Source organism: Pantoea sp. X-Soil-ISGK-275 (assembly GCF_059730795.1).
In genome coordinates this window covers 1,560,519-1,584,859 of the sequence record NZ_AP035976.1, presented here as the reverse complement: position 1 = coordinate 1,584,859, position 24,341 = coordinate 1,560,519, and the positions used below count along the sequence as shown (strand labels likewise).

General features: G+C 54.3%; 17 protein-coding genes. 9 read left to right on the top strand and 8 right to left on the bottom strand.

The window, feature by feature from the left end; translation table 11 throughout:
• Positions 1–75: 75 nt before the first annotated feature.
• Positions 76–903, bottom strand: a complete 828-nt coding sequence (locus tag AC6I8A_RS07305) for a hypothetical protein (protein ID WP_497818254.1) — start codon at positions 901–903, stop codon at positions 76–78.
• A 753-nt stretch (positions 904–1,656) separates the two neighbouring features.
• Between AC6I8A_RS07305 and ssuE the strand changes: the two genes are divergently transcribed.
• The 5 genes from ssuE to ssuB are packed head-to-tail and all read left to right on the top strand — an operon-like array spanning position 1,657 to position 5,923.
• Positions 1,657–2,208, top strand: a complete 552-nt coding sequence (gene ssuE, locus AC6I8A_RS07300; protein WP_497818253.1) for an NADPH-dependent FMN reductase — start codon at positions 1,657–1,659, stop codon at positions 2,206–2,208.
• 10 nt (positions 2,209–2,218) lie between these two features.
• A complete protein-coding gene (locus AC6I8A_RS07295; RefSeq protein ID WP_061717113.1) occupies positions 2,219–3,187 on the top strand; it encodes a sulfonate ABC transporter substrate-binding protein in 969 nt (322 codons plus the stop codon).
• A gap of 2 nt (positions 3,188–3,189) precedes the next feature.
• The gene (ssuD, locus tag AC6I8A_RS07290; protein WP_008102354.1) at positions 3,190–4,335 is read left to right on the top strand and encodes an FMNH2-dependent alkanesulfonate monooxygenase; all 1,146 of its coding nucleotides are present in this window, start codon (positions 3,190–3,192) and stop codon (positions 4,333–4,335) included.
• Positions 4,336–4,346: 11 nt separating this feature from the next.
• Positions 4,347–5,135: an aliphatic sulfonate ABC transporter permease SsuC gene (gene ssuC, locus AC6I8A_RS07285; protein WP_256696108.1), complete on the top strand. Its 789-nt coding sequence runs from the start codon at positions 4,347–4,349 to the stop codon at positions 5,133–5,135.
• Complete coding sequence (gene ssuB / locus AC6I8A_RS07280; RefSeq protein ID WP_312180809.1) at positions 5,132–5,923, top strand: aliphatic sulfonates ABC transporter ATP-binding protein; 792 nt, start codon at positions 5,132–5,134, stop codon at positions 5,921–5,923. Before ssuC ends, ssuB begins: the two co-directional genes overlap by 4 nt.
• 39 nt (positions 5,924–5,962) lie before the next feature.
• Here the strand turns inward: ssuB and pepN are convergent, their stop codons facing one another.
• Entirely contained in the window at positions 5,963–8,578 is a 2,616-nt protein-coding gene (gene pepN, locus AC6I8A_RS07275; protein ID WP_497818252.1) for an aminopeptidase N, read from the bottom strand.
• 252 nt (positions 8,579–8,830) lie between these two features.
• Between pepN and pncB the strand changes: the two genes are divergently transcribed.
• From pncB to AC6I8A_RS07255, 4 genes are all read left to right on the top strand, one after another.
• On the top strand, positions 8,831–10,036 hold the full coding sequence (gene pncB, locus AC6I8A_RS07270; RefSeq protein WP_265297439.1) for a nicotinate phosphoribosyltransferase: 1,206 nt from the start codon (positions 8,831–8,833) through the stop codon (positions 10,034–10,036).
• Positions 10,037–10,188: 152 nt separating this feature from the next.
• Entirely contained in the window at positions 10,189–11,589 is a 1,401-nt protein-coding gene (asnS, locus tag AC6I8A_RS07265; protein ID WP_256696105.1) for an asparagine--tRNA ligase, read from the top strand.
• 299 nt (positions 11,590–11,888) lie between these two features.
• Positions 11,889–13,010 (top strand): porin OmpC, encoded by a 1,122-nt coding sequence (ompC, locus tag AC6I8A_RS07260; RefSeq protein WP_305961170.1) that lies wholly within the window; start codon positions 11,889–11,891, stop codon positions 13,008–13,010.
• A gap of 199 nt (positions 13,011–13,209) precedes the next feature.
• A complete protein-coding gene (locus tag AC6I8A_RS07255; protein WP_179451358.1) occupies positions 13,210–14,400 on the top strand; it encodes an amino acid aminotransferase in 1,191 nt (396 codons plus the stop codon).
• Positions 14,401–14,444: 44 nt separating this feature from the next.
• On the opposite strand, the gene AC6I8A_RS07250 is transcribed toward AC6I8A_RS07255, so the two are convergent.
• From AC6I8A_RS07250 to mukF, 6 genes are all read right to left on the bottom strand, one after another.
• Positions 14,445–15,077 carry an MBL fold metallo-hydrolase gene (locus AC6I8A_RS07250; protein ID WP_497818251.1) on the bottom strand — a complete coding sequence of 211 codons (633 nt, stop codon included), beginning with the start codon at positions 15,075–15,077 and terminating at the stop codon, positions 14,445–14,447.
• 36 nt (positions 15,078–15,113) lie between these two features.
• Positions 15,114–15,665, bottom strand: a complete 552-nt coding sequence (mepK, locus tag AC6I8A_RS07245) for a peptidoglycan L,D-endopeptidase MepK (RefSeq protein ID WP_008102370.1) — start codon at positions 15,663–15,665, stop codon at positions 15,114–15,116.
• A 187-nt stretch (positions 15,666–15,852) separates the two neighbouring features.
• A complete protein-coding gene (gene ldtD / locus AC6I8A_RS07240; protein ID WP_256696103.1) occupies positions 15,853–17,682 on the bottom strand; it encodes a L,D-transpeptidase in 1,830 nt (609 codons plus the stop codon).
• A gap of 156 nt (positions 17,683–17,838) precedes the next feature.
• On the bottom strand, positions 17,839–22,305 hold the full coding sequence (mukB, locus tag AC6I8A_RS07235) for a chromosome partition protein MukB (protein ID WP_436332274.1): 4,467 nt from the start codon (positions 22,303–22,305) through the stop codon (positions 17,839–17,841).
• On the bottom strand, positions 22,302–23,036 hold the full coding sequence (mukE, locus tag AC6I8A_RS07230) for a chromosome partition protein MukE (protein ID WP_256696101.1): 735 nt from the start codon (positions 23,034–23,036) through the stop codon (positions 22,302–22,304). The genes mukB and mukE overlap by 4 nt, the downstream gene beginning before the upstream one ends.
• Positions 23,017–24,339 carry a chromosome partition protein MukF gene (gene mukF / locus AC6I8A_RS07225; protein WP_007887410.1) on the bottom strand — a complete coding sequence of 441 codons (1,323 nt, stop codon included), beginning with the start codon at positions 24,337–24,339 and terminating at the stop codon, positions 23,017–23,019. The genes mukE and mukF overlap by 20 nt, the downstream gene beginning before the upstream one ends.
• Positions 24,340–24,341: the final 2 nt, after the last annotated feature.

The window sequence follows — 24,341 nt, the reverse complement described above, 5'->3', positions numbered from 1 at the left end:
TATCTCAGTGGCCTTAAGCGTGACATAAAAGTATTCACGCGCACACCGGAGTTATTCTTAAAATTAACCTTGGTGCTAAGCGCCCAGCCTTTTTCTCATTTTCATGATAGCGAAATAGATGTCAGGTTGTTTCAACATAAGTTTTTCCATTGCACCTTTGGCCGGGAAGTTTTCCGCAAAGTAGGTTAATGCGTGGCGGGTATTATCTGAGAATTTCGCCGCGCCCTTCAACTCCTGCTGGACTAATTGTAATAAGCCGCTGCGTAAATAACTTTCGCGATAGCGGTTTCGCTCCGGAATATAGTGTGACAAACGCGTGAGTTTTTCATAATCAGTAATAAATTGCTGATAAGTTAAGCGCGGCGATGCATCGGCTTTGGTGGTCAGCGAGGCTTCGCTGGCGTAATCGAGCACCCACGCCGTTTGCGTATGCAGTAATCCGGCGAGCATCACATCCTGAATACGCGTCAGCGGCGCACCCACGCGGGCCAGGCCAGCACGCAAGATCACCGCAAAGCCGCCCTCCTGCCACCAGCGCTGCGCATGCAACTGTTGAAACAGCTGCAGAGACGAGTGTAAGCCGTTTGGCAGCTCGCGCTTTGCCAGCGAGACAATAAAGCAGTTCAGCTCTGGACGCTGGTCACTGAGCTTCGCCACGTCCTGCAGCAGGCTGGCCGGCAAGGCGTTGCGCTCCGCGCTGAACAGCAGGAAATCATCTTCAGCAGGCGTGCTGTGCGGGAAGGTTGGCAGCAATGAAGAAATAAGATGCGCGCCTGCGGCATCGGGTTGCAGCCAATAACACACCAGCTCTTCTTCTGGTTTAGGTGAGGGTGAGATGCGATTGAAGGTGGCAGGCACGACCTGCTGCTCAGTTAAATCCTGAGCAAATGAAGAACTACCCATATTTTCTCCCTAAGAATAAAGTAGCTTGCCGCAACGGCAGTTCACGCCACAAAACGCGGGCGTAAATAAATAAGTGAAATATCGTTATCGTGTTCTAGCGGAAATTAGCTCAACCAATTATAAACAGGCTTAGCGTTCTGATTCCAACGACGATCACCGTTGTTTTATCAATACAACTTTTAATTGTTCAGCATTGCTTTAGTAAAACGTAAATCAGGGCGCAAAAAGTAACAATATTTTTTGGAGACGAGCATGAGACCCGTCTTGTATTTAACATTTACTCGCGCCATCTCAACGGTTAGCTCAAATAAAAACCATAAATAAATAGAATAACTTTCACTCCCTCTAAGTCAAATCTGATTCCCAAACTTTAGAATAAATCAGAATCATCATTTTTCTTCTTTTATTTCAAAGTTCGCAACAACCTTCATCACAGGATGTTACGAGCTATGGGGATGTGTTTCTTTATTGATACCTCAATTAAGGTCATGCATTAAGCGCTTTAACTAATGGCGCAGTAAAACGCGATGCAGTAACTTATATAACTGCTCGATTGCTCGAGTGCTTTTCAGATTAACCCTAAGCATCAATTCCGCTGGTTTTTATTCTTCCTTTATCTGTTCCGGACTATCCCATTTTGCGACTTAGGATTACCAGATAAATCATTTAAGCCTCGCTGCCTGCTCTGACAGTATTGAACACATCAGTTCTGAATATCAGATAATCAATAACTTTCAGTTATAAGGAGTGACCATGCGGATTATTACGCTGGCGGGCAGCCCTCGCTACCCTTCACGCTCTACTGCGCTGCTGAGACTTTGCCAGCACGCGCTGGAAGCACGCGGCGTTGACGTGATTCCGTGGAATATTCACAACTTCCAGCCTGAAGATTTGCTCTATGCACGCTTCGATTCACCTGCCTTAGCCGCGTTGAAAGCCGATTTGGCGCTGGCGGATGGGGTGATTGTCGCCACGCCTATTTACAAGGCTTCGTTTTCCGGCGCACTGAAAACCCTGCTCGATCTACTGCCAGAGCGCGCGCTGGAGCATAAAGTGGTGCTGCCACTGGCAAGCGGCGGCAGCGCGTCACATCTGCTGGCGGTGGATTACGCGCTGAAGCCGGTGCTGAATGCGCTGAAGGCGCAGGAAGTGTTGCACGGCGTGTTCGCCACTGACAGCCAGATTACTGATTACGATCGCCAGCCGCTGCTCGATCCGCTGCTGTCGCAACGCATTGACGAGGCGCTGGATACCTTCTGGCACGCGCTGCATCGTCGCCACCAACCTTACGCACAAGCGGTATAAAGGAAGAGAGATGAAAAGGATATTGACGGGTTTACTTATGCCAGCCGTAGCGGCACTGCTCACCTTGAGCGTGAGTGCACAGGCTGCCGATGCACCCGAACAGTTGCGCATCGGTTATCAGAAAGGCTCGGTGAGCATGGTTTTAGCGAAAACCCACAAGCTGCTGGAGCAGCGCTTCCCGCATACCAATATAAAGTGGGTAGAATTCCCGGCGGGCCCGCAGATGCTCGAGGCGCTTAACGTCGATAGCATCGATTTGGGCAGCACCGGCGACATCCCGCCGCTGTTTGCCCAAGCTGCGGGTGCCGATCTGCTTTATGTCGGCTCGGAGCCACCCAAGCCACAGGCCGAAGTGATTCTGGTGCCGAAAGATAGCCCGATTCACAGCGTGGCCGAACTGAAAGGTCATAAAGTGGCGTTCCAGAAAGGCTCCAGCTCGCACAACTTGCTGTTGCGGGCGCTGGAACAGGCCGGATTGAGCTTTAAAGATATTCAGCCAACCTATCTTACGCCCGCCGATGCACGCGCCGCGTTCCAGCAAGGTGACGTCGATGCCTGGGCGATTTGGGATCCTTACTACTCAGCCGCCCTACTGCAAGGCAACGTGCGCGTGCTGGCCGATGGCAGCAAACTCAATCAAACCGGTTCCTTCTATTTAGCCACGCGCAAATACACCGAGGCGAACGGCGCCTTCGTGCAGCAGGTACTGAATACCTTCAGCGACGCCGATGCATTAACGCGCAGTCAGCGCGACCAGAGTATCGATCTGCTGGCAAACGCCATGGGCTTACCGAAACCGGTGATCGCCAGCTATCTCGACCATCGTCCACCCACCACCATTACGCCGGTCAGCGCCCATACCGCGCAGGCCCAACAGCAAACGGCCGATCTGTTTTATGCCAATCATCTGATGCCGGTCAAAGTGAATATCGCTGACCGCATCTGGCATCCACAATCCGCCCAGCCCAAAGGAAATTAATCATGAGCGTATCCGTATTTTGGTTTCTCCCGACGCACGGCGATGGTCACTATCTTGGCACAGCGGAAGGTTCGCGCCCGGTTGATCATGGTTACCTGCAACAGATTGCGCAGGCAGCGGATCGCCTTGGCTTCGGCGGCGTGCTGATCCCCACCGGCCGCTCCTGTGAAGATGCCTGGCTGGTGGCAGCATCACTGATTCCGGTGACGCAGCGTCTGCGTTTCCTCGTTGCACTGCGACCGGGCGTGATTTCGCCGACGCAAGCGGCGCGTCAGGCCGCCACGCTGGATCGTCTGTCGAATGGTCGCGCGCTGTTTAATCTGGTTACCGGCGGCGATCCGGAAGAGTTGGCCGGCGATGGCGTGTTCCTCGATCACCGCGAACGCTATGAAGAATCGGCCGAGTTTACCCGCGTCTGGCGTCGCGTTAGCGAAGGCGAAACCGTCGATTACGAAGGCAAGCATGTGAAGGTGCGCGGTGCGCGTCTGATGTTTAAAGCGGTGCAGGAACCGCGTCCGCCGCTGTGGTTTGGCGGATCGTCGGATGCCGCGCAGGATCTGGCCGCCGAGCAGGTTGATGTTTATCTCACCTGGGGCGAACCGCCCGCCTTAGTTAAAGAGAAGATTGAGCAAGTGCGCGCCAAAGCGGCAGCACAAGGCCGCACCGTGCGCTTCGGGATTCGTCTGCATGTGATTGTGCGTGAAACCAATGAAGAAGCGTGGCAAGCGGCGGATCGCCTGATTGCCCATCTCGATGATGCCACCATTGCTAAAGCGCAGGCCGCGTTTGCGCGCACCGATTCGGTGGGCCAACAGCGCATGGCGGCACTGCACGGCGGACGTCGCGACAAGCTGGAGATCAGCCCAAATCTGTGGGCCGGTGTCGGTCTGGTACGCGGCGGCGCAGGCACCGCGTTAGTGGGCGATGGCCCAACCGTGGCGGCGCGCATGCAGGAGTATCAGGATCTCGGCATCGAGACCTTTATTCTCTCCGGCTATCCGCATCTGGAAGAGGCTTATCGCGTGGGCGAGTTGCTGTTCCCGCACCTCGATCTGGCGATTCCGGAAGTACCGAAGCCGCGTGTGGTACAAGCGCACGGTGAAGCGGTGGCTAACGATTTCACGCCGCAAAAAGTGTCACAGAGCTAAAGGAGCCGATCATGGCGAACGTTAAAACAAAGCTGAGTAATGCCGTGCTGCCCTGGGTTTTGCCAGTGGTGCTGATTGCGGTGTGGCAACTGGCATCGCAAGTGGGTTGGCTGTCGACGCGCATTTTGCCGTCGCCAGAAAATATCCTCATCACCTTCTGGAAACTGACTGCCAGCGGTGAACTGTGGCAAAACCTGGCGATCAGCAGCTGGCGTGCCGCCATCGGTTTCTCCATTGGCGGCTCGATTGGTTTGATTCTGGGATTGATTACCGGCACCTCGCGCGTCGGTGAACGCTTGCTGGATACCTCGGTGCAAATGCTGCGTAACGTGCCGCATCTGGCGCTGATTCCGCTGGTGATTTTGTGGTTTGGCATCGACGAATCCGCCAAAATTTTCCTCGTGGCGCTGGGCACCTTGTTCCCGATTTACCTCAACACGTATCACGGCATTCGTAACATTGATCGAGGTTTAGTTGAGATGGCGCGCAGCTACGGCTTGTCTGGCTGGAGCCTGTTCATTCAGGTGATTCTGCCGGGTGCGCTGCCTTCGATTATGGTTGGCGTACGTTTTGCCCTTGGCCTGATGTGGCTGACGCTGATTGTGGCCGAAACCATTTCCGCTAACTCCGGCATTGGTTATCTGGCGATGAACGCGCGTGAATTCCTGCAAACCGACGTGGTGGTCGTTGCCATCATTCTCTATGCCCTGCTCGGCAAACTCGCCGACGTTGCGGCACAACTGCTGGAGCGCGTCTGGCTGCGCTGGCATCCGGCCTACCAATTGAAGGAGAACGCATGAGCAACGTAACCCTGAATCCGGCGCGTTTAAATCGCGGTACGCCGGTGGGTGTGAATGGCGTCAGCAAGCAATATGGCGACCGCACCATCCTGAATAATATCGATCTGCACATTCCCTCCGGACAGTTTGTCGCCGTCGTCGGCCGCAGCGGCTGCGGGAAAAGTACCTTGCTGCGTCTGCTGGCGGGACTCGAATCGACCACGCGCGGTGAGTTACTGGCGGGCAATGCGCCGTTATCCGAGGCACGCGAAGATACGCGTTTGATGTTCCAGGATTCACGCTTGCTGCCGTGGAAAAAGGTGATTGATAACGTTGGGCTGGGACTGAAAGGCCGCGAATGGCGCGCCGCCGCGCTGGACGCGCTGGAAGCCGTGGGATTGGCGGATCGCGCCAACGAGTGGCCTGCCGCGTTGTCCGGCGGACAGAAACAGCGTGTGGCGCTGGCACGTGCGCTGATTCATCGCCCAGGTTTGCTGCTGCTCGATGAGCCGCTCGGTGCGCTGGATGCGTTGACGCGCATCGAAATGCAGGGATTGATTGAGTCGCTGTGGCAACAGCATAACTTCACCGTGCTGCTGGTGACGCACGATGTCAGCGAAGCGGTGGCGATTGCCGATCGTGTGCTGCTCATCGAGGAAGGACAGATTGGCCTGGATTTGATCGTCGATTTGCCACGCCCACGCCGTCGCGGATCGGCACGACTTGCAGAGCTGGAAGCGGAAGTGCTGGATCGGGTTATGAAGCGCGGTTCGTCGGAACAGCCGTTGAAGTTTGCGCAGCAGAGTTAATGATAGAGGTCGCCACAAATGGCGACCCTACGGTTACTTTTACGCGTTCAACGCCTTGGTGATCTTCTCGTACAGATCGCCAGAAAGCTTATCCAGCCCTTTCAAGGTTTCCAGCGCCTTACGCATCAGCGCCTGACGATCGGCATCGTAGCGTTTCAGGCGAATCAGCGGCTCGATCATCCGTGCAGCCACTTGCGGGTTGCGCGTGTTGAGATCGGTCAACATCTCCACCAGGAACTGATAACCGCTGCCATCTTTGGCATGGAATGCCGCTGGATTGCCTGAGGCAAACGCACCAATCAGTGAACGGATACGGTTCGGGTTGCCCATGGTGAACGAACGGTGATTCAGCAGCTTACGCACGTTGCTCAGCACATCCGCCGCTGGGCTGGTGGCTTGCAGCACAAACCATTTATCCATCACTAAACCATCCTGATGCCAGCGCTCATCATAGGCCGCCAGCAGTGAATCGCGGCACGGCAGGTTCGCCGCTACCGCTGCAGCCAGCGCCGCTAATGCGTCGGTCATATTATTCGCCTGCTGATATTGCGCTTGCACCAGCTTGTCGGCCTGTGCCGCATCGGCAAACGCCAGATAGCCGAGGCAGACGTTTTTCAGCGTGCGCTTGCCAATCTCCGCATGCTCAATTTTGTATTCGCTGCTTTGGTTGGCCAGATAGAGCGCAAAGAATTCGTCACTCAACTCTTTAGCCAGCGTGCGCACCAGCGCATCGCGCACCGCCGAAATCGCCAGCGGATCGATAACATCAAACAGCTCGGCGATTTCATTTTCAGACGGCAGCGACAGAATCAACGCTTTCAGCGCCGGATCGCCCTGCTCATCCAGCAATACCGCGCGGAACGCATCGGCCACATGTAGCGGCAGCGACAGCGGCTGGCCCTGCTGATGACGCGCGACGTTGAGGCGAATATAGGTTGCCAGCAGGCTTTGTGCCGCGTCCCAGCGCGCGAAGTCGTTGCGTGCGTGGCGCATCAGGAAAGTGAGTTGCGCATCGCTCCATTTGTAGTCGAGCTTCACTGGCGCAGAGAATTCACGCAGCAGCGACGGCACCGGCTGGAAATAAACGTTATCGAAAATAAAGGTCTGGAACTCTTCGGTAACGTTCAGCACGTGATGCACCGGATGACCATTATGCTGCAGCGGAATCACTTTGCCTTCGTTATCGTACAGTTCGATATCCAGTGGAATGTGCAGCGGCAACTTCTCTTTCTGCTCGGCGGTGGCCGGCGTGCGCTGAGTGACGTGCAGCGTGTATTGCTCCAGCTCTGGATTGTAGTCATCACGTACCGTCAGAATTGGCGTGCCAGCCTGGCTGTACCAGCGACGGAATTGTGACAGGTCAACGTTAGACGCATCTTCCATCGCCTGCACGAAATCATCGCAGGTGGCGGCGCTGCCGTCGTGACGTTCGAAATAGAGTTGCATGCCTTTCTGGAAGTTCTCTTCGCCCAGCAAGGTGTGCATCATGCGGATCACTTCTGAACCTTTTTCATACACCGTTAAGGTGTAGAAGTTGTTCATCTCGATCACCTGATCCGGACGGATCGGATGCGCCATTGGGCTGGCGTCTTCCGCGAACTGCGCACCGCGCATTACGCGTACGTTATCGATACGGTTCACTGCGCGCGAACCGAGATCGGAGCTGAACTCCTGATCGCGGAACACCGTCAGACCCTCTTTCAGGCTGAGCTGGAACCAGTCGCGGCAGGTCACGCGGTTGCCGGTCCAGTTGTGGAAATATTCGTGACCGATAACCGCTTCAATGCCGAGGTAATCTTTGTCGGTGGCGGTTTCGGCTTTCGCCAGCACATATTTGGAGTTGAAGACGTTGAGGCCTTTGTTCTCCATCGCGCCCATATTGAAGAAATCCACCGCGACGATCATAAAAATGTCGAGGTCGTACTCAAGGTTAAAGCGCTCTTCATCCCACTTCATGCTGGCTTTCAGCGAAGTCATCGCCCAGTCAGCACGATCGAGGTTGCCGCGATCAACAAAGATTTCCAGCGCCACATCGCGGCCAGAGCGGGTAGTAAAACTGTCGCGTAGCACGTCGAAATCACCCGCCACCAGCGCAAACAGGTAGCACGGCTTCGGGAACGGATCCTGCCACTTCACCCAATGGCGGCCATCTTCATGGCGACCGCTCTCCAGCTTGTTGCCGTTGGAGAGTAAATAAGGATAACGCGCGGCATCGGCAATGATGGTGGTGGTGAAGCGCGCCAGCACGTCCGGGCGATCGAGATACCACGTAATGTGGCGGAAACCTTCGGCTTCGCATTGGGTACAGAGCGCCTCGCCAGATTGGTATAAACCTTCCAGCGCGGTGTTTTTATCCGGATGAATGTCATTAATGATGGTCAGAGTGAAGTTATCCGGTAGCTGGCTGATGAACAATGCGCCCTCTTCTTCGCGGTAATGCAACCACGTATTGCCATCCACCGCCAGCGATACCAGCGTAAGATCTTCACCATCCAGACGCAGTTCCGCATCGGCAGCGCCAATGCGCTTCACCTGACTGACCGCCGTAACGCGCGTCGAAGCTGCATCCAGATCAAAAGTCAGGTCGATATCAGTAATGGTGTAATCCGGCGCACGGTAGTCGTGGCGATATTTAATTTGCGGCTGTTGCGTCATAAGTCCTTCTCGCATCGTTATTCGTTAATATGTTGACCCGTCAAAGTCTAAGCGGGTTGTGCCTCGGTTGCCACGGTCAATGCGTGCGTTCGTTGAAAAGGCTACAATTCATTAACAATGGCACAAATGCCCCTCGACCTGCCACCCGCAATTGTGGTGTGATCGCGGTCATTACTGTTTTATACTCCTGCGTCTTTATGACCTTATTGAACACCGGGCTCTGCTCCGCGGAAGAGGATGCTGAAACGCACCATGACTGGACATGCTTCCCCGATTTTGACCACGCTGCTTGATACCGATGCGTACAAGCTTCACATGCAGCAGGCCGTCTATCATCGCTATTATGATGTCCCGGTTACGGCGGAATTTCGCTGCCGTGGCGACGAACTGCTCGGTATTTATGCGGATGAGATCCGCGCACAAATTGAAACCCTGCGAACGCTCGCCCTGAGCGACGATGAGTATCACTATCTCAGCGGGCTGCCTTTCTTCCAGAGCGATTACCTTAACTGGCTGCGTCAGTTCCGCCTCGATCCTTCACAAGTCAACGTGCGTAACAACAACGGCCATCTGACGATTCAGATCAGCGGGCCGTGGCGTGAAGTGATTCTGTGGGAAGTGCCGCTGCTGGCGCTGATCAGTGAGGTGGTGCATCGCCATCGCACGCCGCAGATGGGTGTGGATCAGGCGGTTGCGCACTTGCAGCATAAGCTGGTGGATTTCCGTCAGCAGGTCGGCGAATTGGATATGTCACGCTTCCAGCTGATGGATTTCGGTACGCGTCGTCGTTACTCCAAAGCGGTGCAGGAAGCGATTGTCGCGACGCTCAAAGCGGAGTTTCCGTGGCTGGTTGGCACCAGCAACTACGATTTGGCGCGTCGCCTGCAGCTAAATCCGGTAGGTACGCAAGCGCACGAATGGTTCCAGGCGCACCAGCAAATCAGCCCGGTATTGGCGAACAGCCAACGTGCGGCACTGCAATCCTGGCTGGACGAGTATGACGATCAGTTAGGCATCGCTTTAACCGACTGCATCACCATGGATGCCTTCCTGCGCGACTTTGGTCCTGGCTTTGCTCATCGTTACCAAGGCCTACGCCATGACTCTGGCGATCCGGTGGAATGGGGTGAAAAAGCCATTGCGCACTATCAGCGTCTGGATATCGATCCAAAAAGCAAAACGCTGGTGTTCTCGGATAACCTCAATCTGGACAAAGCGCTGGCGCTCTATCGTCACTTTGGCCAACGGGCCAACGTGGTGTTCGGTATCGGAACGCGCTTGTCCTGCGATATTCCTGGCGTGACGCCGCTGAATATCGTGATCAAACTGGTGAGCTGCAATGGCAAACCGGTAGCAAAACTCTCCGACAGTCCCGGCAAAACCATTTGCCAGGATAAAGCCTTCGTGCGCGCCTTGCGCAAAGCCTTCGATCTGCCGCTGGTTAAAAGAGCCAGCTGATTCTTATTGCAGGGTGCTTGCACCCTGCTCTCACGCAACAAATCTCCTGTTTACACGGCAATTTTGCTTGTTTCCTGTCGGCTCGCAAGTAACATAGCAAAACCCTGGAAAAGGGCTTTTATCCACCTTCTTTTATATATAGAGAGAACTTTATGAGCGTTGTGCCTGTAGCGGATGTACTGCACGGCCGTGTCGCGGTTGACAGTGAAGTCACCGTACGTGGTTGGGTGCGTACCCGAAGAGATTCCAAAGCTGGTCTTTCCTTTATCGCCGTTTACGACGGTTCCTGCTTTAATCCCGTTCAGGCCGTCGTCAATAATTCTCTGAATAATTATCAGGATGAAGTGCTGCGTCTGACCACCGGTTGCTCGGTGATCATTACCGGCAAAGTTGTCGAATCGCCAGGCGAAGGCCAGGCCTTCGAGCTGCAGGCAACCAAGGTTGAAGTCACCGGTTGGGTCGACGATCCGGATACTTATCCGATGGCGGCGAAACGTCACAGCATCGAATACCTGCGTGAAGTGGCGCACCTGCGTCCGCGCACCAACCTGGTGGGTGCCGTGGCGCGCGTGCGTCATACGCTGGCGCAGGCGCTGCATCGCTTCTTCCACGAAAACGGCTATTTCTGGGTTTCGACTCCGCTGATCACCGCTTCGGATACCGAAGGTGCTGGCGAGATGTTCCGCGTTTCGACGCTGGATCTGGAAAATCTGCCGCGCGATCCGCAGGGCAAAATCGATTTCGATAAAGACTTCTTCGGTAAAGAAGCGTTCCTGACCGTATCCGGCCAGCTCAATGCCGAAACCTACGCCTGCGCGCTGTCGAAGGTGTATACCTTTGGCCCGACTTTCCGCGCAGAAAACTCCAACACCAGCCGCCATCTGGCGGAATTCTGGATGCTGGAGCCGGAAATTGCTTTTGCGACGCTGGATGATGCCGCAGCTCTGGCTGAATCTATGCTGAAATACGTGTTCCAGGCCGTTCTCAACGAACGTGCTGATGACATGGCCTTCTTTGCCGAGCGTGTTGATAAAGATGCGATTGCGCGTCTCGAACGGTTCGTGACTACCGACTTTGCTCAGGTGGATTACACCGATGCGGTTGATATTCTGCTGAAAAGCGGTCAGACCTTCGAAAACCCGGTTTCATGGGGCGTGGATCTGTCATCAGAACACGAGCGTTACCTCGCAGAGCAGCATTTCAAAGCGCCAGTGGTAGTGAAAAACTATCCGAAAGACATTAAAGCCTTCTATATGCGTATGAACGAAGATGGCAAAACCGTGGCGGCGATGGATGTTCTCGCACCGGGCATCGGTGAAATCATCGGTGGTTCACAGCGTGAAGAGCGTCTGGATGTGCTGGATGCGCGTCTGGCAGAAATGGGCCTCAATAAAGAAGATTATTGGTGGTATCGTGACCTGCGTCGTTACGGCACCGTGCCACATGCTGGCTTCGGATTAGGTTTCGAACGATTAATCGCCTATGTCACCGGCGTACAAAATGTAAGGGATGTTATCCCCTTCCCACGTACGCCACGCAACGCGAATTTCTAAATTTAGCGATTAATTATAAGTAATTCATATATATAAAGAGGTCGGCCTAGCCGGCCTTTTTTTATTTTTGTAAATTTAGAGTTCTCTCACAAAGTTCCCGATATTTTACATTTTGTAATACATATTTTCCTTTTGATACCCAATCGAGAGATTTGAATCATTTTCGGGCTAGAATTAGCAACCCTGTGATGGAAAGATGCGTGCAGACACAGGAGACATCAAACTTCTTTCAAGGTTCTGTAAAGATTTCTTGGCAGCAGTGGCAGATGTCCAAATAACTCCAATGAGGGTAATAAATAATGATGAAGCGCAACATTCTTGCAGTGGTTATTCCAGCTCTGTTAGCTGCTGGTGCAGCAAACGCAGCAGAAATTTATAATAAAGACGGCAACAAACTGGACCTGTACGGTAAAGTCGATGCGCGCCACACTTTCTCTGATAATGCCAGCAGCGATGGCGATGCAACGTATGTTCGCTTCGGTTTCAAAGGTGAAACTCAGATTAATGACCAACTGACCGGTTACGGCCAGTGGGAATACAACATTCAGGCTAACAACTCTGAAGGCGCTAGCGATGCTCAAAATGGCAACAAAACCCGTCTGGGCTTTGCCGGTCTGAAAATTGCCAATGTTGGTTCGTTCGACTATGGCCGTAACTACGGTGTAGGTTACGACCCACTGGCATGGACCGACGTTCTGCCAGTATTCGGTGGTGACTCGGGTTACTCTGATAACTTCATGGTTGGTCGTTCTAATGGTCTGGCAACCTACCGTAACAATGATTTCTTTGGTCTGGTTGATGGACTGGCATTTGCTGTTCAGTATCAGGGCAAAAATGAAGAAGGCACTAACGCTAACAGCCGTAGCCTGAGCCGTGCTAATGGCGACGGTTGGGGTACTTCTCTGACTTATACCTCTGACATCGGTGTTGGCGTTTCTGCTGCATACACCTCTTCAGACCGTACTAATGGCCAGGAAGCATCCTTCTATGGCAACGGCAGCAAAAAAGCTGACGCATGGTCAACCGCTCTGAAATATGATGCGAACAACGTATACCTGGCAGCAATGTACGGTGAAACCCGTAATTCAACTTGGATTTCAACTGATGCTACCGATATTGCTCCAGCCCGAGGCGGCGCAATCAATAAAGAGCAGAAGTTCGAAGCAGTTGCTCAGTACCAGTTCGACTTCGGTCTGCGTCCATCCCTGGCATACGTCCAGTCTAAAGGTAAGGACATCGAGACCTGGGGTGATCAAGACATCTATAAATACGTTTCTGTTGGCGCGTACTACTACTTCAACAAAAACATGTCTACCTATGTTGATTATCAAATCAACCTGATGGACGAAAACGACTTCACCCGCGCGGCTGGCATCTCTACTGATGACACCGTTGGTGTTGGTCTGGTATACCAGTTCTAATCACCCGATTAGATTTGCGTAATACCTAAAAACGGAGCCTTCGGGCTCCGTTTTGCATTTCAGTGATCGGCTTCGCAATTAGCTTTTCTACTTTATCCTGCCGACATATTTCTTTTTTATATCAGCGGTTGGCAAGCGTGCCGACTGACGTTAACCTGATAGCTCATTTCGCTAAAGTTCACCCAAACGGAACTGACTCATGTTTGAATCGATCTCTGCCGCACCCGCCGATCCTATTCTGGGACTGGCTGACCTTTTTCGTGCCGATGACCGCACGAATAAAATCAATCTTGGCATTGGTGTTTATAAAGATGAAACCGGTAAAACGCCGGTCCTCACCAGTGTTAAAAAAGCTGAGCAGTATTTGCTGGAAAATGAAACCACCAAGAACTACCTGAGCATTGATGGTCTGGCGGATTTCGCACGTTGCACGCAGGAGTTACTGTTCGGCAAAGAGAGCGCACTGATTTCAGCCGGTCGCGCCTGCACCGCACAAACGCCAGGCGGCACCGGTGCCCTGCGCGTTGCGGCAGATTTTCTGGCAAACCAGACCAGCGTGAAGCGTGTTTGGGTGAGCAACCCAAGCTGGCCGAACCATAACAATGTGTTCAACGCCGCTGGCCTTGAAGTGTGTGATTACGATTACTACGATGCAGCAAGCCACAGCCTGGATTTCGACGCTATGGTGGCATCACTGCAGGAAGCCAAAGCGGGCGATGTAGTCCTGTTCCACGGCTGCTGCCACAACCCAACCGGCGTTGATCCTTCTGCAGAGCAATGGCAGCAGTTAGCGCAGCTATCGCAAGAGAAAGGCTGGCTGCCGCTGTTTGATTTCGCCTATCAGGGCTTTGCTCGTGGTCTGGACGAAGATGCGGAAGGGCTGCGTATTTTCGCCGCTTCACATCAGGAACTGATCGTTGCCAGCTCTTACTCGAAGAACTTCGGTTTATATAACGAGCGTGTTGGTGCATTAACGCTGGTCGCTGCGAGCAGCGACGTGGCCAAAACCGCGTTTAGCCAGGTGAAATATACCATTCGCGCCAACTACTCTAATCCGCCGTCACACGGTGCGGCGGTGGTAGCCACTATTCTGAGCAACGACGCGCTGCGTACCATCTGGATTCAGGAGCTGACCGATATGCGTCAGCGCATCCAGCGCATGCGTCAGCTATTTGTGAACACGTTGGCGGAGAAAGGTGCTAATCAAGACTTTAGCTTCATCATCAAGCAGAACGGTATGTTCTCGTTCAGCGGCCTGACCAAAGATCAGGTGGTACGTCTGCGTGAAGAGTTTGGTGTGTATGCTGTGAACTCTGGTCGCGTTAACGTGGCAGGCATGACGCCAGATAACATGTCGGCGCTGTGTGAAGCGATTGTCGCGGTGTTATAAATCAGGCGGCGAATAACGACAAATGGGCCGAAATGGCCCATTTTTTATTCTTGCAGGAACGGATTGCTGAGGCGTTCGCGGCCTAGCGTTGAGATAGGCCCGTGACCCGGCACGAAAGTCACATCATCGCCTAGCGGCAGCAGCTTGGCTTTAATCGCATCGATTAGGTCGCTGTGACTGCCCTGCGGGAAATCGGAACGTCCGACTCCACCGTTAAAAATTACATCCCCTGAAATCAGCAGACGTCCTGCACGATCAAAGAACACGATGTGTCCCGGCGTATGGCCCGGACAAAGCAGTACTTCCAGCACGACATTTCCAACCTGAACAGTTTCACCCTCTTCCAGCCAGCGATCGGGCGTCAGCGGCGCGCATTCGGGTAATCCAAACATTCGGCTCTGTGTAGGCAGATTGTCTAACCAGAAAGCATCAAGCGGATGCGGACCGACAATGGGCACCTGATAATGTGCCGCAAGTTCGGCAGCGGCACCGACGTGATCGAGATGTCCATGTGTGAGAAGGATTTGCGACGGCACTAAACCACGTTCTGCCAGCACGGCTTTGATGGTTTCCGCATCGCCGCCGGGATCGACCAATGCGGCTTGTTGGGTTTCGTCATCCCAAATAACTGAACAGTTCTGGGAAAAAGCCGTAACCGGAATAATTTGGTAATTCATAGCGCTCCATGACCGACACACGCAGCGCTGCCGGTATCAGGACCAGTGCCTTGCAGGCCCGGTATCTATGTGTACGAAGTTGCTGCGCGGGTAATATCCTACACCACCGGCGCGCATAGATAACGCCGCTTTGCGAACATTGCTCAATGAAATTCCCTCAATGTGGAAATCCATCGCTTGTCCTTTGGTGTGATAGCTTTTTTTCGCCACGCCCGGACCCGATTCACGCAGCATGGTATTAGTCGCTAACGTGCGGTAACCCGAAATCAACTGCACCGGCTTACGCGTATCCAGCAACGTTTGCAGGCGGTAAAGCTGATCAAAAAGATGGGGATCGATGTTCTTCACCTGATTGGCGCGGTAATCACGGAAAAAGTGATTTAAGCGGGCTAACTCATCCTTGTCATAACGCTTACCGTTAAAAAACTCCGTTTTAAGGGTTTCACCGGTGTGAAGGTTACTAAGTGTCAATACTCGAGGGCGGGCGGTGGAAAGCGAAGCCAGAGCGGAGCCAGGAAGCAGTGATAATCCTGCAGCTGCGCCTCCAATCAAGAGTAATCGACGACGTTGAGAATCAATGTTAGCCATGAAGCGAGGTTACCTAGTCTAAAGCGGATAAAATATGTGCGAAAAATACACAAGGCCGAACATTAACGTCCGCCTAAGACTCAGTCAACCCAGAATATGTTGCAGAAGACCAAAACCAGCTCAAAATCAAATTTTCGAGACTGGTCTTGGTTAAATTCATGTGAAGAGAAAACAGCTAAATCAAGTACTAGAGTAACAATTGACCGGCTTTATACAGCACCTGACTGCCGGAACGCGCAGGGTTATCATAATTGTAAATATCTGTACGATATTGCGGGAGCCCATCATCTGCAACCCAGGCGGTGAGGTAGTAAAGGTTCACTGGGATACGATGGCGAATCGGCACATAACGGGTATTCCCCTCTTTCAACGTGTCCGAAATACGTCCATCATTCCAGCCCACATCCTGCAGTAGCAGATCGGCCAATTCAGAGGCTTTATTGACGCGCACACAACCCGAACTGAGCGCACGAATATCGCGCTGGAACAGAGTATGGTTTGGCGTATCGTGCAGATAGATCGCATCCGAACTCGGCATATTGAATTTGTAGCGACCCAGTGAGTTAGTCGCGCCTGGCGCCTGACGAATGCGATACGGGAAGCTCGCCGCCGACACCATATGCCAGTCAATCATTGAAGGATCGATCACTTCCGCATCCGCACTCCAGCCCGAGAGCAGCGTATAACCGTGCTTATACAGATAGCTCGGATCCTGCTTCACCTTCGGCACAATATCCTGGCGCACCAGCGTGGTTGGCACATTCCACGGTGGATTCAGCACCACATTATTTAGCGCGCTGCGCATCAACGGCGTTTTGCGGTCGGGACGACCCACAATCACGCGTGACGACAATATGGTGGCGCCATTGTTGTAGTAGGTCAGCGAATAGTTGGGAATGTTTACCATGATGCCGTTATGCATATCATCCGGCAGCAGACGCAGACGCTGAATATTAAGCGCCAGCAGCGAGGCGCGCATCTGCGGCGGCACATTCAGCCATTCACGGGTGCGCGGACCAATCGCGCCGTCATCGGCCAAGCCTTGCCAGTGCTGGAAGCGTTTGACGCCCTCCACCAGCCCAGCGTCATAGACGTTGGGACCGGTTGCCGTTGGGTTGGTAGCCACATTATTGGCCACTTCAGGCGTAGCAGCGAGTGCCGGAGCCGCATCAATATCATCAAAGTTTGCCGCAGATGGGCTCACCGCCACCGGCTGATTGCTCTGACTCACCGGAACCGGCGCTGTTGGTACCGCATCTTCCGCTGGCGTTGGCGTAGTGCTGTGGCTGGTGGTCAACATGCCGGTGCGTTGCAGAATCTCACGCAGTGCCGGCACATCATTGCTGATTTGTCCTGGGCGCAGCGTAGCGGTATCACGCAGCTGTGGCCACGGATGATGATCGTTTAGCAGCGTTTTCAAGGCATTGTGCATCGGTGCATATTGCGGATGCTGCGGCTGCAGTGACACCACGAAAGTACGGCTGCCACCGCCATTCACCGCATTCTGCCACTGATTGATGGCCGCCAGCGATGGCATGGTCAGCTTGTACGGCACGTTGCTGTAAAGCCAGTTTTCGCCTTGTGTCGGGACATTGGCAACAAATTGCAGATAGCCGAGCATCGCATCACTGAGCACGATATCGCGCGCCAGACCTTTAATGTTCGGATTGGTCAGCCGCTCCACCCAGCGGGTGAACTGCGGCTGCACGCCTGAGAGAGCCACTTCCGCAAGCTGCTGCTGGAAGGCCTGCACCGCTTGCGGGTCCTGCCACAGCGGTGCCATGTCGCGCGACGCATAAATACCGGCCAAGCCTGGTAGATAGAAGGGTTGTTCAGTGGCACTAAACGCCTGCTGAATCTGTTGCTGACTGGCAGAAACCGACATCGAGCTGTGATGCGTCGAGTTGGGTAGCGTGGAGGTGATGGCCGCATGGCTGACAGCCAGCGGCGATAATACCATTGACAAACCGAGTGCTACTGCAGCACGACTCATTTTGCGCTTTTTGTTTAGCAACATCCCTGCCCCCTTCTCACCAATGACATAGCGCCCTGTGATCGCCATGTACAGCCATACTCTTAATGTTGAGTATACGAATAAAAAACGGCATCTGCCTCTAAGTGCAGATGCCGCATACAGATTAAACGTAGTGCTGTTTTTTAACCAGATTAAGCGTTATGAATTCTCATATTCAAGACCGACCGTAGGACTTTGATCTTTGCTCGGTGCGGGATCCGCCGAGAAGCCGCGCAGACCGACCACATGTACGTGTTCGGTGTTATTGAACATCTTGCGCACCAGTTTGTAAGTGGTGCCTTTTTCCGGGCTGATGTTCTCTGGTGCCGCGATAATCAGCTGCATCTCCAGACGTTCGCACAGCTCAAACAGCGTGGCGATTGAACGCGCATCCAGACGTGCCGCTTCATCGAGGAATAGCAGACGACACGGCGAGATGTCTTTGCCGCGCAGACGACGGGATTCCTCTTCCCAGCTCTGCACTACCATCACCAGAATCGACATCCCGGTACCGATCGCTTCACCGGTCGAAAGCGCGCCACTTTCTGCACGCAGCCAGCCGTCGGAGCCACGGTTCACTTCCACTTCCATCTCAAGATAGTTGCGGTAATCGAGCAGCTCTTCACCGATGGTTTGCGGCGTGCGCTGGCCCATATCAATCTGCGGATTCAGGCGTTGATAGAGTTTCGCCAGCGCTTCCGAGAAGGTTAAGCGGTTGCTGGTAAACAGATCCTGATGCTGTTCATGCTCTTCCGACAGTGTATCCAGCAGCGTTGAGTGCGCTTCACGCACGTTCACGTTGAGGCGCACGCTGCGCACCTGACCAAAGCTCACCGCCTGCAAGCCCTGGTTCAGCTGACGAATACGGTTCTGCTCGCGCTGAATGGTTTTGCGAATGATGTTCGCCGCGCTGCGTGAGCTGATTGCCAGCGTCTGTTCACGCGCCGTCAGCTCTTCGGTCAGACGATTCAGCTCGATTTCCATCTGCTCAATGGCTTCAACGGGATCGTCGGTACGAATGATGTCCTGACGAATACGTTCGCGCAGATGCTGGTAAACCGCGATAAAGAACTGAATCTTGCGTTCCGGACGTTTCGGATCTTCCGACATGCGCAGCACATCGCGCAGATGCTCGTTATCCGCTACCGCCAGACGCAGCGCACCCAGCGCCTTATCCGACATCGAACGCAGCTCATCGCCACTGAGATAGGCCAATTCACGACGATGCAGACGACGCTCAACGCCATTCTCTTTAACCAGACGCAACACCGTGCACCAGCCGGCTTTCGCGCTGACCACCTGCTCACGAATCTGATGATAATCGCGTTCCAGCTTGCGCAGTTTCTTCTGCAGGCTGTCCATTTCGGCTTCACAGAAGGTGATCTGTTTTTCCAGCTGGTTGCGACGCGCACGGTTGTGGCTCAACGCGCTGTACAGCTCGTCACGACGAATGCGCGCGCGCTCTTCTGCGCTGGCATCGGCATGCACGCCGATATCCTGCATCTCTTGCTGCAACTCTTTCAGCATGTCGCGTTTGGCATCGTAAGAACTTTTCAGCGATGCCAGCACCTGCGAATACTGCGTCAGCTGCGCCTGATGTCCACGCAGACGTTCGCGTGCGCGGCTGCGCTCGCCTTCCGCCTGTTCCAGACGCTGGCGCAGCTGTTCATTGAGATCGCTGTTGCCGCCCAGCATGCCCGCCGAACTCTCGTAGCTGAAGTGTGCACGACGCTGCACCACTTCGGTCAGGGCAAAGGCCTGTTGACGCGCATCGCGCTGCTGCTGCTGTGCCTGCTGATAGTCACGCTGCAGCTGATCGTGCTGCTGCGGATCGCTTTGCAGTACAGAAATCAGCGGCTCCAGCTTGCTGAGTTTGCTGCCGTGCTGATGCAGGAAACGCGCGGCTTCCTGCGCTTCTTCCACGCGCTCGCGGATCTCTTCACAGCGATCGCCAAGCGTGTCGTCGAGCAGCAGATTCACGCGTGGCAACAGGCGGTTCAGCTGGCTGACGCCCTCTTTTGCCTGTTCAAACTGCGCACGCTGCTGCTGATTGTCATTTTCATGCTGCGCCAGCGCCCGCTCCAGCTCACCACGGCGGTTGTTAAGCTGACGAATCTGCGCTTCTGGATCTTCATCAAACGCCACCGCTAAATGGCTGCCGATGAAGCGGCTGAAGGATTGATGCAGACGCTGGGTTTTCTGCACATCAAACGACAGTGTGGCATAACGCTCAGCCAGCTGTTCACGTTCGTTATTCAGCAACTCAAGCTGGTTTTCACGCGCCGCGCGTCCAAACAACGGCACTTTCGGGAAGCGAGAGTAGCGCCACTGACGTTCAGCCACTTTCACCACCACTGCTTTTTCCAGCTCTTCGACGCTAAATACGCTGTCGTCAAAGGCTTGCGGATCGCCTTCAATCAGATAGAGATCTTCCGGGCACTCGTCTAAACCGTCGAGCAGGTCGCGCACCAGCGACAGATCGGGCACCACGATGGCATGGCGCGATGGGCCGTATAACGCCGAGAAGTACGGCGCGTCATCCAGCGTAACGTCATCATAAATTTCCGACAGCAGCACGCCGCCAAAACGTTCCGCCAGCTGCGTCAGGCGCGCATCTTCCGCGCCGCCTGGTTGGCTCAGACGTTCAATCTGCTGTTCAACTTCACGCTTACGCGCGGCCAGCTCGTCGCGTTCAACCGTGGTTTCACGCTCGCGCTCCAGCAGTTGCTGCATAAATTCAGTGATCTGCTGGCTGCTGGTCAGCTCCTGACCGGTTTGCTCGCTCAGCTGCGTCAGAATTTCCTGCGCCGCCAGCCAGTGTGGTGCACGTGCAGTCAGCGCAGTGATGCGTTCACGCAGCTGCTCCAGCTCCTGACGCATCAACATGCGGCGTTCACCGGCATCGGCAACGCTGCTATTCAGCTGTTCAATCTGCGCTTCGAGTTCACGCTGCAAGCCATCCAGCGCATCCGCATCGTATTGCTGGCCCTGACGTTTGCAGAAATCCGCCAGCAAACGCTCGGCATCATGCTGCTCACGCAGACGTGTTTCTAATTCATTGAGGCGCAGACGCAGCGAGGAGAGTTGTTCAGCATGATGGCGTTGATTGCCGGCGTCACGCAGTAATTCGCGCCCCACTTGCCACGCGTCCTGACGACCCACGTCACCGGCAATGCTGGTGACTAACGCTAACGCTTGCTCAAATTGGCTGTGCGCCGCTTCGGCGACGCTCAGCTTCTGTTCGAGACGCAGCAGGCGTTCGGTGGCTTCTTCTTCACGCGCCTGGAAGGTTTCCTGCCATTCAGCGGCGTTATCGATAGATAAATCGGGCAGCTGACACTGCGTGCGTGCTTTCTCCAGCGCCTGCAAGGCTTGCTGATATTGAATGGCACGCGTTTGCTGCACGTCGAGCGCCTGCTGGAAGTCAGCAAGCTGGCTTTTCAGCTCATCCACTTCCACTTCAGCCGCTTCGGCGCGCGCTTCATTCTCTTCCTGTACTTCACGCGCTTCAGCTACAACTTCATTCTGCTCTTCGAGGCGATAGGTCAGCTCTTCCAGATCGGCATCATAACGCTCGATTTTTTCCTGCTGGCGCATGGCGGTTTGCACCAGATTCAGGTGATCGCTGGCGCCCTGATAATCGCTTTCCAGATCGCTTTCGGCACCGTTGTGCTCCGACAATTCACGCGCCATTTCAATATGGCGATACTGCTCGGAAATCAGCTGATTGCGGCTGGTAAACAGCTCATTACGCAGCTGCAGCGCGCCGTCGAGATGAATGCGGCGCTCGTTGGCGTGGCGCATGTAGTCGGCGGAAACATAGCTGGTGGCTTCCGAGATCAGATGCTTAAACAGGTCGCGATCCGATTGGGTGACGCGAATCGCTTCCAACGTCATGCGGTTTTCCCGCAGCGCGGCTTCCATATCCTGGAAGGCTTTACGCACGCCGCCGTTTTCTGGCAGCAGGTAATCGCGCAGCGAGCGGGTAATGGCGCTAGAAATACCGCCGTAAAGAGACGCCTCAATCAGACGATAGAACTTGCTGCGATCGCTGGCGTTACGCAGACGACGCGGCACCACGCCGAGCTCGAACAGTACCGCGTGATAATCGGTGACCGAGTTGTACTGTTTGAACTGCACGCCTTCCTGCGCTTCCACGCGCTCCTTTACTTCCGTCAGCGGCAACACGCGCGCCTGACGGTTATTAAGGATTTCGGTCAGCATATCGGTAGCCTGCGAATCGCTCGGCAAGCCGTGAATACTGAATGGCTTGATATCGACTTTTTTATCGCGTCCCGCCACCTGCTGCAGACGTACGCCAACAATCACGCGTTGATGGCGTGAGTTAACCACATCCAGCACCGAATAGCAGACACCGGCGCGCAGCTTGCCGTGCAGGCCTTTATCGCGCGAACCGGAAGTTGCACCCGCTTCGGTGGTGTTACGGAAGTGCAGCAAGGTTAAGTCAGGGATCATCGCCGTCACAAAGGCGGCCATGGTGGTGGATTTACCCGCACCGTTACCGCCCGAAAGCGTGGTGACCAGTTCATCAAGATCAAAAGTACGGGCAAAGAAGCCGTTCCAATTGATCAGCGTTAGCGAACGAAATTTACCGCGTTCAATCATGCTTGTTCATCCTCCGCGTTATCACTCGCGTCGCTTTCAGCGTCAAAATCGTTATCTGCTTCATCGTTTTCTGCCGCAGCTGGCGCGCTTTCCAGCGTCATCGCTTCACCGTCACGAATCAGGCGCAGCTGTGCTTCACGCGCATCGTCACCGCTGCGCACGTCGGCGCCAAAGCGGAACACCGATTCGGTGATGCGGAATTTGCTGCTGTCGTTGCCCATAAACCACACCATGCCAAGACGGCGCAGGCGGCTCAGCGACGCACGCATTTTTTCCTGCAGCTTGGCGCGGTCAAGATCGGAACCGGTGGAACGCTGATTGACCAGCTTGAGCAGTTTGCTCTCATCGGCCAGCGACAGCAGTTCGTCATACAGCTCTTGTTGGGTAAAAATCCCCTCATTCGCCAGACGTTCCGGGCTGAGATAGAGATAGCAAAGAATTTTGCCCACCATCATATCCAGCTCGGACAGCACCGAGCGCGGGATCAAGGTGGTTGAACGCGGACGCAAATAGAAGAAGCCTTCCGGCGCGCGGATCAGCTCAACGTTGTAACGCGCGTAAAACTCTTCGAGATACTCCTGGTAATCCATCAGGAAGGCGTGATTATCCAGCTCTTCAATGCCAATGTGGCGACCCGCGCGTAACTGGCTATCGAGCGCCGGGAAAATCGGGTTTGCCAGAGCCAATGCCAGTTTAACTGGCATCACTTGTTCAATATTTGTCGATGACATGTGCCTGCACCTTGGCTCCGTAATCATTAATGGCCTGCCATTGCGCAGGCAGACCGGCTAAATCAGCTTCGGCCACGCCGAGTCGCACCGCTTGATCGATGACGATACGCGCCAGATCAAAGTGGCGCGCGCGCGGATACTGCGACAGATAGTCGCGCATCACCGTGGCAAGATGGAGCGGCTTCTGCTCCTGCTTATAAATTTGCAGCGCCTCTTCGATCATCGCGGCCAGCTGCTCACGAATCTCATTAAACTCTTCGTATTCCATTTCCGGCGGCAGCTCGCCCATTACCTCGTCATTACGCAGCGTCATCTCTTCATCACGCATATCGTAAAGACGATCGGCATTGGCGTAGGTCAGCGCCCACGGCTGATCGAAATAGTTTTGCACCGACAGGCGTAAACGCTGCGCAAACACGCGGTTCTTATCCATGTCGATGGCGGTACGAATAAACTTGTGTACGTGGCGGTCGTAGCCGATCCACAGATCGATAGCCTGCTGGCCCCAGCTGATGATGCGATCGAGCTTGTTTTGCAGGTCAAACACCAGCTTATCGACAAAGCCCAGATCCGGGCTGCTTAGCGTCGCATCCTGAATGCGCAGTAAATTGGCCTGCAGCTTATCGCCCGCCGCTTCCAGCGTATCCTGCAGTTCACGTAGCGTACCGGAGGTTTCCGACAGCAACATTTCACAGCTGGAGATCGCCGCGCGCCAGTCTTTGTTGAGCAGATCGGCAATATCGGTTTTCACCGCTTGCTGCTGTTCATCCATCAGGCGCTGCGTCATGTCGATGCTATCGAAGATTTCCGCCACCGAATATTTCAGCGGTGCAAATACGTTGCGATGCCAGTGGAATTCGTCACCGTCTTCTTCAGCGGCGTCTGCGGCACGTTTTAACTCTTGTGCCACAATCGACAACTGCATCGACAGGCGCAGCGTGGAGAACTCGCGCTGACGGATGTAATAGTCGGTAATGCCGATGGCGAGCGGTGTCAGACGATAGATGGCGTGGCCTTCCGTCAGCTCGCTGGTAAAGCGATTAAGCAAGCGCTGACGCACCATGTCATTGATGGCGTTATTGGCACGGACCTGCACGGTTTCGTGGGTTTGTTCGAATGCTTTGCTAACGTGACGAAACGCGTCAATCAGCTCGCCTTCACTCATCTCGCCGTCCATGCGTTCACCGTTTAAGGTGGCGATGGCCAGCAAAAAGGCCAGACGTTCTACCGGCAGCGCAAGCGAAAAATCGTTCTTGCGCGCCCATGCCACCAATTCGGGGACCGTCTGGGAAAATTCGCTCATAG